Genomic DNA, 13,867 nt, shown 5'->3' with positions numbered 1-13,867 from the left:
CTGTTCGGATTAAAAATCGGACATGTGGAAGCCGTTCTTCATCTCCATGCTACGGGTGTAGAGCACGGAGTCGAGCAGCTTCTCGGTTTCTTCCTTGAGCTGGTCAGCCATGGTCTGGTTGGCGGCGGCCAAGATGCCGCGCACCTCAGCGTTACGGGTGGCTTCGATGATCTCGTCCGGAGTCATCGGCTGCACGTCGCCGTCCACGTTATCGGCCTCGAACTCCTCTTCGGCGGCCGACTGTGCGGCTTCCTCGGCGGCGGTCAGGCCCAGGCGAGCTACCTGCTCATCGGTGGCAGCCACCAGACGGTGACCCATCGCGCCGGTCTTCTCCTGGTAACGCTCAACAGCGTTGGCGGTGGAGCGGAACGCACCGTCGCACAGGGCGGCGATGATGCGATTGGCCCAGTAGAAGTTCTCGGAGGTCACGCGGGTGGTGGTGTCTTCGAGGTAGGCGGGCGTGGTGTCCACGTTCGGGAAGAACGGCACCAGCGTGTTGAACGGGTTGGAACCGTAGGCCATCCACTGCACCGCGCGGGAAGCCTGCGGGCGGTACGGGCGAATCTGCATCACGGCGAGCTGGCTCTGGCGGTTGATGCCGATTGGACGGTACATGTGGCGAGTGCGCTCGTCGCCCAGCTGTCCGTACGGGTCGAACGGAGTGCCCTGGTAGTGGGAGCTCAGCACGTACTTCACGTCTTCGATGGTCACCTTGCGCTCAGGCTGGCGAGCCCACGGAATGTCGTTGGATTCCGGCTTGTGATCGGCGTCCGGACCATCCCAGACCTCGTCGTATGGGTTGAGGAAACGCTGCATGGACCATGCGCGCGGGGTGTTGTAGACGTGGTCGGAGTCGGAGTGGGAGCCGAAGGCGTCACGCGGGTTGAACGGCGTGGTGTTCTCCACGGCCAGATCCAGGTGGTTGGCTTCGATGAACTCAGCCAGATCGGCGGAGCACATGTGATCTTCCTGATCGCCGAGCGCGTCGGCAAGGTCGAATTCGTCAATGCCCAGCTGGTTCGGCATGGTCACGTAGGCCTCGTCCGGCACGCGCTTGGCAATCCAGTGATGGCCGCCCACGGTTTCCAGCCACCAAATCTCGTTGACGTCGGAGAAAGCGACGCCGTTCATCTCGTAGGTACCGTATTCCTCGAGCAGTGCGCCGAGACGCTGCACGCCTTCGCGCGCGGTCTTGATGTACGGCAGCACGATGGTCAGGAAGTCCTCTTCGCCGATGCCGCCGGCCACTTCGGGCTCATCGCCCTTGGCCGGGGTGTATTCCACGAACGGATCGGCACCGAGCACGCGCTCGTTGGTGGTCAGGGTTTCGGTGGCGCTCATGGCCACGTTCGCCTCGTTCACGCCAGCTTCGCCCCAAATGCCTTCCTTGAGGTCGGCGTTCGGTACTGCGGTGTACTGCAGCGGATTGTCCGGCAGATTGATGGTCAGATGGGAGATGACCGACTTGTATTCGCGCGGCTGCTCCTCGGGCTTCACAACGATGAAGCGCTTCGGGTTGAATTCGCCGTTTGCGGAATCCTCGTTACGCGCGATGATGGTGGAGCCGTCGTAGCTCGCATCCTTGCCTACCAGAATGGTGGTGCAGGCCATATTGCCTATGTGTCCTTTCTTGTGTTGCTGAATCACGCCTTGCCGGTGACGAACATGCCGCCCTGATCGGGGTTCTCGCCGCATTCGCGCAGCTTGTGCAGCAGCTCATTCATCCAGAATCCCTGATTCAGGCCGGGCAGCGGTTCCTTGGTGGCCCAGACATGCAGGTAGTAGTCGTGGTCCTTGTCCGGCGGCTGCGGGCCGTTGTACCGCATGATCACGGCCGGGTCGTTATCCCGCCCCACGAACTTGGAGGCGGAGGAGTTGCGGCCCTGCACGGCTTCAGGAATCATGGCCGGCATCTGGCGAGAGAAGTCCGGCGGAATGGCCAGCGCATGCGAATCATTGAAATCGAACATCAATGCGTCGATGGGCAGGTTGGCCACGGTCCAGTGAATCCATTCGAAGCCGCAGACCGGAATGGAATCGGGATCAGTGAACGTCCAATGCAGATAGCGGGCTTCCGGGTTCACCTCGTCCACGTAGAACGGGAAAGAGATGACGGGGACGCCGCCAGCCCGATATTCGGGCGCGGCTGCCTTGGCGAAATCGTCAGGCACCACCGTGAAATCAGCGGAAATCTTCATACGCTCCAGTGTATCGCGGGGCATGTTACCGCCAAATCTGCTGCGATAACAGCTTCGCATCCTTTCGTTATGGCTAGTACTTCGGCGCATATCAAACGAGGGTCTCTTCCAAACGGAAGAAACCCTCGTGATTATTGGCGATAGGCCTCGCCGAGCATCAGGCCTGGCGGCGGCGGTAAATCACCACGCTGGCACCGGCGACCAGCAGAGCGACTGCGGCGAATGCAATCACCAGCACGCTGCTGCCGGTGTTGCTCAGCTTCTGCTGGCTCTTGTTGGCAGCGTCGTTCTTGTTGGTGGTGCCAGCCGGCTTCTTGGTGTCAGTCGGCTTGGTGGTGTTCTGGTTGTTAGATCCACCGTTGTTCTGGTTGTTGTTCTGGTTGTTGTTGCCCTGATTGTTATTGTTCTGGCCTGCGGCAACGGTCACCGGGGTCCAGCCGAGGAGGTTGCCGTCGTTGTCGTACAGGGCGATCTTGTGGTCGCCGTTCACGGTATCGGACGGAATCTGGTACTCGACGTAGGCCTTGCCATCCTTGTCCACACGGACTGCGGAAGCCTTGCCGTCTGCGGAGTTCAGCTGCTTCGGCGTGGAGTAGATGTAACCGGTCCAGTAGCAGTACTGGCCGGAGGCGATGGAAGCCTTGCAAGCGGCGGTTTCCTTGAGGCTGTCCACGTACATGCGGTAGGTGGAGCCGGCAGTGGCCTTGCCGTTGTTAGAACCCTCGACACCATTCTTGTTGGCATCGGTCAGCTGATCAGAAGCAACCGGACCGTTGGCAGCGGCCTTGGTGGTGAAGTCCTGCGGCAAATCCTGCATAGCCTTATCTGATTCGTACGAGTTTGGAACAAACTGGGATCCATCCTTGAAGGTCAGCACGATGCCGGAGTAGATCATGGAAACTGGATCCTTGACAGTGGTTTCAGTCTTCGCGGTGTTGTACACCAACTCCATATCAGCCGGAGTGCCGGTGAAGCCCCAGTTGCCATACTTGGTGTTTGCCAGCAGACCAGGAATCACAGTCTCAATGTCACCAGAAGCAGGCAGGGTCTTGTTAGGCTGGTCCTCGGCCTCGTCCGTGTGACCACGGCTGAACCACTGGCCCATCACGGTTTGGGTAGAGGTGTACGGAGCCACGATGTTGCTCACCTTGTAAGTATCACCGGTTGTATCATCCTCATCCGAAATGGCGTTGGTCACGCAGTCCCAAGTAGAACGGGGACCCCAGCCAACTTGCCAGTTTTCAGTGAACTTGCCGCTCACGGTGTAGATGCGAACCAGCGTGGTGGAGTAGCAAATCTTGGTCACTTCGTTAATCAGCGACGGATCGACGGTGTAATGGGCCTTGAGACCAGCCGTGTGTACACCGACATCCTCCACAGACTGGCTGTCAAGAGTCACTGGGGTCTTCCCGCTCAGGTCGACAACCGTCGCCTGCACACCGCCAGAGATGCTCACCACAGTGCCGCTCAGAGAGGTGTAGTCGCCGCTGCCGCTAATCGTATCGCCCGAGAGAAGAGCGAACGTTACCGTCGACGAAGGCTTCTGAAGACCGCGATAAAACACGTCCACCGTCTGGGTTGCTGCGGAAGCAGTGAATACCGGAGCGTTGTAGTTATACGCATTAGCTGAAGCACCGAGTGCCGGCAAATCACCGTAATTCATGCTGGTCAGCACGCCGTACGGCTGGCCCGGAGTCAGACCGGTCATCGTCACCTTGAATGCGGCGGACTCGTCAACGTTAGAGTAATCCGCACCGTACATCAACGGGGTAGTCGGAGCCGCGACAACGCTGATGGCCGGGCCGGCGGCTGCAGCCTTGGCCTGAGCTTTCGGGGCGGCCTGCTTGGTGGCCTTCTTGGCCTGCTGCTTATCAGCAGTGGCCGGAGCCGGGGTCTTGTCGGCATCCTTAGTGGCCTGATCGTTCTGCTCGGCCTGCGCCTGAGCAGCATCGGCCTGAGCCTGCGCATCGGCAGTGGCCTGCTGCGACTGCGTCGTCTGCGGCGTGGCATCAGTGTCGGCGGCATCATCGGCATATGCCGTGCCAGCGCCGGCGAGCATCATGCTCAGACCGGCGAGGACGGCAACAACTTTGCCCATCTTCTTCATGGATATCTCCCTCATAGTGTGTAGCCACGTCGGCTACACTCCTAAGCCGCAACAATACCCCCCCCCCGAGGTCAAAACCGTTTCAGCAAGCGGACAATCAGGGGCGGAAATGGACGAGCAGGCACACGTGCATTGGCGTTTTCCCTCCCTCCGTCATCGCTTTGCGATGCCACCTCCCTCGTCAGAAGGAGGCAAGATCACCAACCGCCTACGGGATCAGGGCACAGAAGAGGGCCTCAAAGGTGAGCAGGGGGTTGCCATTGCCAGCCAGACGCTTGCGGGCATGGGCCACTTCGTCGAGGCGCTCCACGGCACCGGCGCGATTTAATCGCACCGAAAGCTCGGTGATGGCCGTGCGGTTCTCGAGGTTGATGAGGCCCACCGAATCCTCGGCATTGTTCTGCAGCACGGCCACATCGCGGTAGATGGAGGCTACGGAATTCAGCGCGCGATCGAGCACGTCGCGGGTGCGGCGGGTGGTGAATCGCTTGATGTCATCCTTCTTGGCCACCTGATTGAACGCGCCACGCAATTTCGGGGGGATGCGCCCCCCCTCCGCCAAGCCGTTGATGCGGCGGAATTCTTTTTCCTGCTTGTCGGACCACTCGTTGGCGTCCGCCTCGGCCTGGCCTTTGGCATTATCAATCAGATTGCCGGCCAGCAGCACCGCATCCGAAGCGCGGGCAAGATTCAGTACACCGACAATCAGCTCGTCGCGGTCGGACATAACGCGCTCGTTCGTGGCGTAGAGACGTGCGATGCCGATGTGTCCTTCGGAAAGGCGGGCGGCTCGTTGCGCGATTTTCGGCTCAGCGCCAGTATTGGCGACTAAGAAATCAGCCACGGCCGCTGCGGATGGCACGGCGAGATTCACCACGCGACAACGCGAGCGGATAGTCGGCAGCACATCCTGCGCACTGGGCGCACACAGCAACCAGATGCAACGTTCGGCCGGTTCCTCGATTTCCTTGAGCAACACGTTGGTGGTGCGCTCGAGCATACGATCGACGTCTTCGATAATGATGACGCGCCACGGTGCGGTGGCCGGCATCTGTTCGGACGTGGCGATGATGTCGCGCACCTGATCAATGCCGATGGTCACCTTATTGGTGGTGAGTACGGTGACGTCTGGGTGCGTGCCGGCGAGCACCTGCTGTGTGACGCGTGTCGGCTCGGCGCTCATACCATGGTCCGGGCTTTCCAGCGCTGCCGCGAACGCGCGAGCCATGTTGGAGCGGCCTGAGCCTGGAGGGCCGCAAATCAGCCATGATTGCGTGACCTGTCTGGGCTCGCCTTGCGCGATACGGCTCAACATATCCACAACGGGCTTCTGCCCGACCAACGAATCCCATACGCTCATCGCATCTCCCCCGTCCCCGTTGCCAGCGCTGTTTCCACTACACCAATTACTGTAGCAATGTGGCGATATCCGTTTCGATGGCGGACCACACCTGCTCGATGGATCGGTTGGCGTCGATCACGCGGAAGCGCTTGGGCTCGGCGGCGGCCAAGTCAAGGAATGCCTGACGTGTGCGGGATTGGAAGTCATCGCCTGCCGACTCCATGCGGTCTTCCGCATGCTGGAGACGATTGTGAGAAAGCGCCGGATCCATATCCAGCAAATAGGTGCGCGCGGGCAGCAGATCGTTCGTGGCCCACATGCTTAAGTTTCTGATTTCCTGCGGTGTAAGTTCACGGCCACCGGCTTGATAAGCCAGCGAGGAGTCGAGGTAACGGTCTGTAATCACCACTTCGCCGCGTTCCAGTGCCGGGCGAATCGTTTCGGCTACGTGCTGCGCACGGTCGGCGGCGAACAGCAACGCTTCGGCACGAGGAGCAATATCGGCCGCACCACCGTCAACGCCGTGCAGCAGCATCTGGCGAATCGCCCGGCCAAGCGCAGTGCCGCCTGGCTCTCGAGTCACCACAACCGTGCGGTCATGAGCCTCCAGGTATGCACGCAAGCGCTCAGCCTGCGTGGTTTTGCCCACGCCGTCAACGCCTTCAAACGAAATAAACAGACCGGTCATGCCTCCGACCTTAGCGGCAACTACCGAATTGCCGCACAATGCGCTCCGTCTTTCAGCTATCTCGCGTGCAAGGGGTACATATCATGCATTCAAATTATCTATCTGCTTTGCAAGGGGTACTGACTTTGATATAACGCGAATACACATGCTGCAATTCCAACGTCGATAGCCGCAGAAACGAGTATCATGTACCCCTCGTAAAGCAGATAGATATCTACAACAGCCGGAATGTACCCCTTGTAAGCGAGATATCAGGCAAAACATCTCACAACAGGTATATCCGCCAAGGAACGCATCGGCTATTTCTTCTTCGGCTTGGCGGCCACGACCGGCGGGCGGGTGAAGCCCTCGTTGGCGGTGAGCCAATCGATGTCGGCCTTCACGGTGGCGGCGGTGGAACCGAGCTTCTCCGCGATACGCGTATTGGCCCAGCCTTTTGCGGCCAGTTTCTTCACCTCGGCACGGCGTTCGGCCCGTTTGGCTTCAACCGCGCTCACCTTGGGCGCGGTCTTGGCGGAGCCCTTCGTGCTCTTGCCCTTGCCCGCAGCGCCACGACCGCCACGTCCACGACCACGCGTGGATGGACCGGCGGCGCGCTTTTCCGCCAACAGACGGAACGCATCATCCGGGGTAATGGTCTCCGGCGTGTATTGACGAGGCACCGTGCGGTTCGTCTCGCCATCAGTGATGTACGCGCCGAAACGGCCATCCTTGATGGTCACGTTTTTGCCGGTTGCCGGATCAGCACCGAGCTCGCGCAACGGCGGTTTGGCAGCGCCACGCCCGCGTCCACGGCCGTATTTCGGCTGGGAGAACAGCTCCTTGGCCTTGGCCAAGTCCACAGTGAAGATCTCGTCTTCGGAAGCCAGGGAACGCGTCTCGGACTTGCCGTCCGCACCGGTTCGGGTCAGGTATGGGCCGTAACGACCGTTATTGGCGGCGACCGTGTATTCGGAGACTTCGCCGGTTTCGGCATTGGTCTCCTCATATTTGCCGACTTCACGCGGCAGGCTCAGCAAACGCAGCGCATCTTCCAAAGACAGCGATTCCGGGCTCATCGTCTTGAACAGCGATGCCATCTTCGGGCGCGGCGCCTCCTTGGCTCCTTCCGGAGCGGGCAGCACCAACGCCACGTACGGACCGAATCGGCCGTTGCGCACTTCCACCGTACCGCCGGTAGCCGGGTCAGTGCCGAGCTCACGCGGGCCGCCGGAGTGATTGTCGATCAGATCATGGGCCACAGCTACGGTCAGCTCATCCGGGGCGATGGTATCCGGCAAGGAGGCACGCTTCGGATTGCCTTCAGCATCCACGTGCTCCATATCTTCCAGGTACGGGCCGTAGCGGCCGACGCGCACATGCATGCCATCACCGATATCGATGGTGTTGATGGCTCGCGCATCGATTTCGCCGAGCTGCGCCACCTGCTGCTGCAGGCCCTCATGGGCTTCGTCGGCGTTACGCGCAGCGCCCTCGCCTGAACCGAAGTAGAAGCGGGTCAGCCAATCGCGACCGGTTTCCTCGCCATGGGCGATGCGATCCAATCCGTTTTCCATTTCGGCGGTGAACTGGTAATCCACCAGCTTCGGGAAGTTCTGCTCCAGAAGCTTGACCACGGAGAACGCCAACCAGCTTGGAATCAACGCACGACCACGCTCGTACACATAGCCACGGTCCATAATCGTGGAAATGATGCTGGCGTACGTGGACGGGCGGCCGATTTCCTTGGCTTCCAAGGTCTTGACCAGCGTGGCCTCGGTGTATCGGGCCGGCGGCTGGGTTTCGTGGCCATCCGGCTCGACGCTGGTGGCCTCGACTTGCTGGCCCACGGTCATCGGTGGCAGGGAAGTATTCGATTCGGAGGCGTCGCCCTTGGCTTTGGCTGCAGACTCAGCCGAGGCACCAGCGCCAGCAGCGGCCTTCTTGCGGCCCTCGCCCGTCGCCTTCATGAAGCCCGGGAATTCAATCACCGTGCCGGATGCCTGGAATACCGCCTCGCCTTCCTCGGCGCCAGCCGAAGCGGACAGGCGCACGGTTGCGGTGGAACCGGTGGCATCGGCCATCTGGCAGGCAAGCGTGCGCTGCCAGATCAACGTGTAGAGTCGCAGCTGATCGACCGGCAGCTTGGATGCCAGTTCGTCCGGGTCATGGAAGCGGGAGCCAGCCGGGCGAATGCATTCGTGAGCCTCCTGTGCACCTGCGGTCTTGGTGGCATACTGCTTAGGCTCAGGCGAGAGGAAAGCTTCGCCAAAGTGGTAGCTCACCGCATTGCGAGCGGCTGCGATGGCTTCCTGAGACAGGGTCACCGAATCGGTTCGCATATAGGTGATGTAGCCGTTTTCATATAGGCTCTGGGCCGCGCGCATCACCGCACGGGCGCCCATACCGAGGCGATTGCCGGCGGTCTGCTGCAGCGTGGAGGTGGTGAACGGCGGCTGCGGGCGGCGGCGATACGGCTTGGTCTCCATCGACATCACCGTGAAGTCGGCAGTGCGCAAAACCTGAGCCACAGCCCCCGCCGAGGCCTCATCCAGCTGTCGAACATTGGCCTTGAAACCATCAGGAGTCAGCTGGCCATCAGCACCGAAATCCTTGGAACCGGCAAGCCGCTTGCCGCCAAGCGAGATCATGCGAGCGCAGAATTCCGCGGCCTCGCCCTGCGCATCAGGCGCTGCAAGCGTGGCCACGATATCCCAGTACGGCGCACGCTTGAACGCCATGCGCTCACGCTCACGCTCCACAATCAGACGCGTGGCCACCGACTGCACGCGGCCTGCGGAAAGGCCCGGGCCCACCTTGCGCCACAGCACCGGGGAGAGCTCGTAACCGTAGAGGCGGTCGAGGATGCGACGCGTCTCCTGCGCATCCACCATGTGCCCGTCCACATCACGGGTTTTGGTCAGCGAATCGTTGATGGCGTTCTTCGTGATCTCGTGGAACACCATGCGCTTGACCGGCACCTTGGGCTTCAGGGTCTGCACCAAATGCCATGCGATGGCCTCGCCTTCGCGATCCTCATCAGTGGCGAGGTAGAGTTCGTCGGCGTTCTTCAAAGCCGACTTCAGCTCGCTCACCGTGCGCTTCTTATCGCCATCGACGATGTAGTAGGGCTTGAAGCCGTCGTTCACGTCCACGCCGAACTTGCCGAACTTGGCCTTGTCCGCCGCGGGAACCTGGCTCGGCTGTGCAAGGTCACGAATATGGCCCACCGATGCCATGACGGTGTACCCCTTGCCGAGGTAGTCACCGATCTTGTGGGCCTTTGTCGGGGACTCCACGATCACGAGCTTGGTAGCCATGCCCTACTCCTTATTATTTCCTCGAAACTCACGGTGTTTCTGGCGTCATAATACTCATGAATGGTGTGCAACTGCCAAATTGGCGGCCGGTTGGCGGCTGAACAGTGGATGAAAAGCCGGTCAAACTCCGCGTTCCGCAGCATGCGTGACGCACGTGACGCAGCTTACCGCGCGCCACGCGGCGCTGCACCTTGCGCCGGCGGCGCAGGCGGCGCACCGATCAATCCCAGGCGGCTCAGTGGCGCTGCAGTGATGTGCCGCAATGCCAGCAGCAGGCCGAACGCGAGCGCGGTGACACCGATAATGCCCACCACCGAGCTGACGATCGAGCCCTGCACAGCCCAGCTGGCGATGATGTTCAGCCCCGGCAGCACCTGCCAGATCACGTATGCGCTGTAGAGCATCAGCAGCAGGCCGCCGGTGATCAGCACACTGCCGACAATCTGCACGCTTACCGAAGAAACACGACGACCGGGATCATCCATGCCGGAGGTGCGTGTGAAGGCCAGCATAATCAGCGTCAGACCGACAACCAGCAGAATTGACATCAGCACATCAGATGTGCGATGCCACTGCCCCACCATCACGGATACGCCGACCAACACCGCCCAGGTGCCGCCCACTACGGCTGCGAGCGCACGTGCCGCGCGCGGCACGGCAATCAGCAGCACTACGGCGGCAGCGGTGGCCAGCACAGTATGACCGGAAGGTGCGGAGTTGACCACCGGCGAGTCGGTTTGGATGATGAACGGACGCGGCAGCACGCCTTTGAGCAAGGTCGAGGCCCAGCACAATGCGGCGAGCACCGCGATCTGGCCCACCAGCCACCAACGGCGGCGGATCACGGCCGTAGCCACCCCGATGGCGCCCAGCGCGCAGCTCACGGCAATGACCAGCCATGACTGGGCCACCATATTCATTATGCCGGCGATCCAGCCCGGTAGATTGTCCGGCAACTGCTTCCAGACGATTTCGTCGTACGACTGGCCGTTTTCGGTGTGTACGCACAGCCACCAGACGCCGAATGCGGCGGCAATCATCAGCAGGCCGAACACCGCGCACAGCACACGGCTGGAGATGCGAGGACGCACAGTCAGCGGGTCGAGGCGGGCCAGACCGCGGTCAAGATCATGGCTGAGACCGCGGTCGAAATCGACGGCAGGCTCGGTCGCACGCTTTTCGCCGGGCACTGAGCCTAAAGCCGCCAAAGGATCATGGACCGCGCGTTGAGTTGCAAAATCCATGGAACCTACCATGTTTGCAGGCGCGTGTGGATCGCGGATTACAGGATGCTGTGCGTCATTCATACCCATGACTCTACGGCCGCGCCCCGGACAGTATGACGCAAGACTTCGCGCTCGGGGCCAAATCCGCACAAACGCGAACAACAATCAAAACAGAAAACCCCCACGCACCCGCAAGAGGCCACTTACCCTTGCTGCATTCCTGCCCTGGGGGAGTTGGGTGACATAGCGCCGCGTGGAGGCTTTGTACAGTGTAAGGACATGGGTGGACCAGCGCAAGTCGCACTGCCCCAGCAAGTATTCAGCAGCCGTCCAGAGTCCGCCCATAGCGCACCATATTTGTAAGGATTCGGCGTAAATACTCTGCTCCTAACACTGAAATCAAGCCAAACCGAGCCTGATGTTCAACCCCCGTGGTTACGGTGGCATGCATGGCTTCATATCAACGTCGCGCACGCGCCGACAGCAATGGCCCAGCTATTCGCAAGCCGCGCACCGCGCAAAGTAAGACCGGACAAGCCGCTCAGGAAGGCGTATACTCATCGGCGGCAACGGCATCAGGCCGCCGCAGCGGCGGTCGCGCCAGCAGTCGCACCGGCACCCGTCGTGACGCACGCAACGCCAGCCGCAACGCACATGGCACCCACAGCACCAGCCACCGCCGCAATCACAAAAAGAACGGCGGCAACGGCAGGCACCGCGTACTCAAGTGGATCCTGCGCATCTTCTTAGGATTGTTCGTCCTGGGGACCCTCGCCGGCATCGGCGTATTCGCATACCTGTATTCCACCACCGAAGTGCCACAGCCGGAAAAGTTCGCACTAGCCGAGAAAACCACCGTCTACTATTCGGACGGCACCACGGCCATCGGCTCATACGCCGAGCAGAACCGCGAAATCATCTCCTGCACCGATCTGCCGGACTATGTGGGCAATGCAATCGTGGCATCCGAAAACCGCACGTTCTATACGGATAAAGGCATCGACCTCAAGGGCATCGCACGCGCATTCCTCAACAATGTGACCACCGGCACACGCCAAGGTGGCTCCACCATTACCCAGCAATACGCCGAGCGCTATTATCTGGGCGAAACCACCACGTACTCCGGCAAGGCGCGCGAGGCGATTCTGGCCCTGAAAATCGCACAGACCGAATCCAAGGAGGAAGTGCTGTGCAATTACATGAATACGATTTATCTGGGCCGCAATTCCTACGGCATTCAAGCCGCCGCCAAGGCATATTTCAATAAGGACGCCAAGGATCTGACGCTTTCCGAGGCCGCGATGATCGCCGGCATCATCCCCGCACCTTCCACATGGGACCCGGCGGACAATCCGAAGATCGCCCAGCAGCGCTTCAAGCGCGTGCTGAACATCATGCAGGAAGACGGCTACATCACCGCCAAAGAGCATCAGGAGGCGTCCTTCCCCCAAACCGCTGCGGTGGCCCAGCAGAATGAGTATCAGGGCCCGAACGGCTATCTGCTCACCATGGTGAGGCAGGAGCTGGTGAATTCCAAGGCGTTCACCAAGGAAGATCTGGATACCGGCGGCTACAAAATCGTCACCACCATCGACAAGGCCAAGCAAGACGTAATGCAGACCGTGGGCGATACACGCGTTGACGGCATGCCGGACACCCTGCAGGTGGGCGGCATAGCGGTGGAGCAGAAAACCGGTGCCGTGGTCTCGATTTACGCCGGCTCCGATTACCTCACCAAACCACTGAACAACGCGAATCAGGCCGTATTCGAACCCGGCTCGACCATGAAACCGTTCGCATTGCTCGGCGCGGCACAGGAGGGCGTGAGCTTCGACACGAAGTTCAACGGCAACTCGCACCAGCACTTCTCCGGCATCAGCGCGGAAGTGAACAACGCACTGAACGTCAATTGGGGCACGATCAACCTCTACCAGGCCACCGCCAATTCGGTGAATACGGTGTTCATGAACGTCAACGAACACCTGACGCCGCAGCGCACGGCCAAGATCGCGCACGAGGCCGGCATCACCGGCGACATCGACGAGACCTCGCCATACAACGTGCTCGGTATCAACGCGCTCACCGTATGGGACTTGGCGCAGGGTCACTCGACCATCGCGAACAACGGCGTGAAGAACACGCTGCACATGGTGTCTCAGGTTCTTGATTCCAATGGCAAGAACCTGTACAAAGCCCCCAGCGAGAACAAACAGGTATTTGACGCCAACGACTGTGCCCTCGTGCAGAAGGCCATGCAGGGCACCACCACCACCGGTACGGCGGCAGGCGTGTCCGCCGCTCTCGGAGGCCGTCAGGTGGCCGGCAAATCCGGCACCGCCAACGATGAGCTGGCAGCCTCCTTCGTGGGCTATACGCCAAGTCTGCTCAACGTGTGGGCTATCTGGAACCCGGATGCCGACGGCAATCCACAGGTGGTGCCTGCGTTCGGCGGCTACGGCGTTACTTCCACCGGTTATCCTTCGCACTTGTTTACCGAATACATGTCCCAGGCATTGAAGGGCACGACGGCCGAGCAATTCACCACGGCGAAAGATACCGGGAAGATCGGCGGCCCGGACGGTACCTGGGGCTTGGGTTCCGGTTCGTCGTCCAAGTCCTCGACGGATAATCAATCCAACTCGGATAATGCTTCGAATAATAACGATTCCGGCAAGACCGACAGCAATCAAACCGAAGCACAGAAGTTCGCCCAGCAGTGCCTCGCCAACCCGAGTTATTCCACTCAGTGCCCGAACTATCCAGGCAATACGAGCGGCGGCGGCAACTCTGGAGATTCCGGCGGCAATGGCTCGAATGAACAGAATGGGTCAGGCGGCAGTGCCGACCCCGGCAATGCTGGAGACACTTCTTCCAGTGGCGATAACGCTGGGAATGGCAACGGCGGCAGCTCCGCGCAATCATCACAGCAGTAGATAGCTAAGCAAACGAATTGAGGCTCCCCTCGTTGGAAGGGAGCCTCAATTGTTATGCGCTATGCTGCTTTGCT

General features: G+C 60.5%; 8 protein-coding genes and 1 other RNA gene. 1 reads left to right on the top strand and 8 read right to left on the bottom strand.

Annotation, left to right across the window (positions count from 1 at the left end):
- Nucleotides 1-9: 9 nt before the first annotated feature.
- The 8 genes from F7D08_RS03220 to ffs form a co-directional block, all read right to left on the bottom strand.
- Nucleotides 10-1,611 carry a C69 family dipeptidase gene (locus tag F7D08_RS03220; protein WP_152209246.1) on the bottom strand — a complete coding sequence of 534 codons (1,602 nt, stop codon included), beginning with the start codon at nucleotides 1,609-1,611 and terminating at the stop codon, nucleotides 10-12.
- 32 nt (nucleotides 1,612-1,643) lie between these two features.
- Entirely contained in the window at nucleotides 1,644-2,198 is a 555-nt protein-coding gene (locus F7D08_RS03215; protein ID WP_152209245.1) for a YbhB/YbcL family Raf kinase inhibitor-like protein, read from the bottom strand.
- A gap of 157 nt (nucleotides 2,199-2,355) precedes the next feature.
- Entirely contained in the window at nucleotides 2,356-4,305 is a 1,950-nt protein-coding gene (locus F7D08_RS03210; protein ID WP_152209244.1) for a hypothetical protein, read from the bottom strand.
- Nucleotides 4,306-4,513: 208 nt separating this feature from the next.
- Nucleotides 4,514-5,665 (bottom strand): DNA polymerase III subunit delta', encoded by a 1,152-nt coding sequence (locus F7D08_RS03205; protein ID WP_152209243.1) that lies wholly within the window; start codon nucleotides 5,663-5,665, stop codon nucleotides 4,514-4,516.
- Between the two features lie 46 nt (nucleotides 5,666-5,711).
- Nucleotides 5,712-6,335 (bottom strand): dTMP kinase, encoded by a 624-nt coding sequence (gene tmk, locus F7D08_RS03200; protein WP_152209242.1) that lies wholly within the window; start codon nucleotides 6,333-6,335, stop codon nucleotides 5,712-5,714.
- Between the two features lie 299 nt (nucleotides 6,336-6,634).
- Nucleotides 6,635-9,634 (bottom strand): type I DNA topoisomerase, encoded by a 3,000-nt coding sequence (gene topA / locus F7D08_RS03195; RefSeq protein WP_152209241.1) that lies wholly within the window; start codon nucleotides 9,632-9,634, stop codon nucleotides 6,635-6,637.
- 164 nt (nucleotides 9,635-9,798) lie between these two features.
- Nucleotides 9,799-10,941 carry a phosphatase PAP2 family protein gene (locus F7D08_RS03190; protein WP_152209240.1) on the bottom strand — a complete coding sequence of 381 codons (1,143 nt, stop codon included), beginning with the start codon at nucleotides 10,939-10,941 and terminating at the stop codon, nucleotides 9,799-9,801.
- 88 nt (nucleotides 10,942-11,029) lie between these two features.
- An RNA gene (gene ffs, locus F7D08_RS03185) (signal recognition particle sRNA small type) lies at nucleotides 11,030-11,126 on the bottom strand.
- Between the two features lie 183 nt (nucleotides 11,127-11,309).
- Between ffs and F7D08_RS03180 the strand changes: the two genes are divergently transcribed.
- Nucleotides 11,310-13,793: a transglycosylase domain-containing protein gene (locus tag F7D08_RS03180; protein WP_226803289.1), complete on the top strand. Its 2,484-nt coding sequence runs from the start codon at nucleotides 11,310-11,312 to the stop codon at nucleotides 13,791-13,793.
- The last annotated feature ends 74 nt before the right edge of the window (nucleotides 13,794-13,867 follow it).

Origin of the sequence: Bifidobacterium cebidarum, assembly GCF_009193305.1 — a bacterium.
GTDB classification, from domain to species: Bacteria; Actinomycetota; Actinomycetes; order Actinomycetales; family Bifidobacteriaceae; genus Bifidobacterium; species Bifidobacterium cebidarum.
The sequence above is the reverse complement of the archived record's forward strand: the minus strand, read 5'-3'. Positions and strand labels throughout refer to the sequence as shown.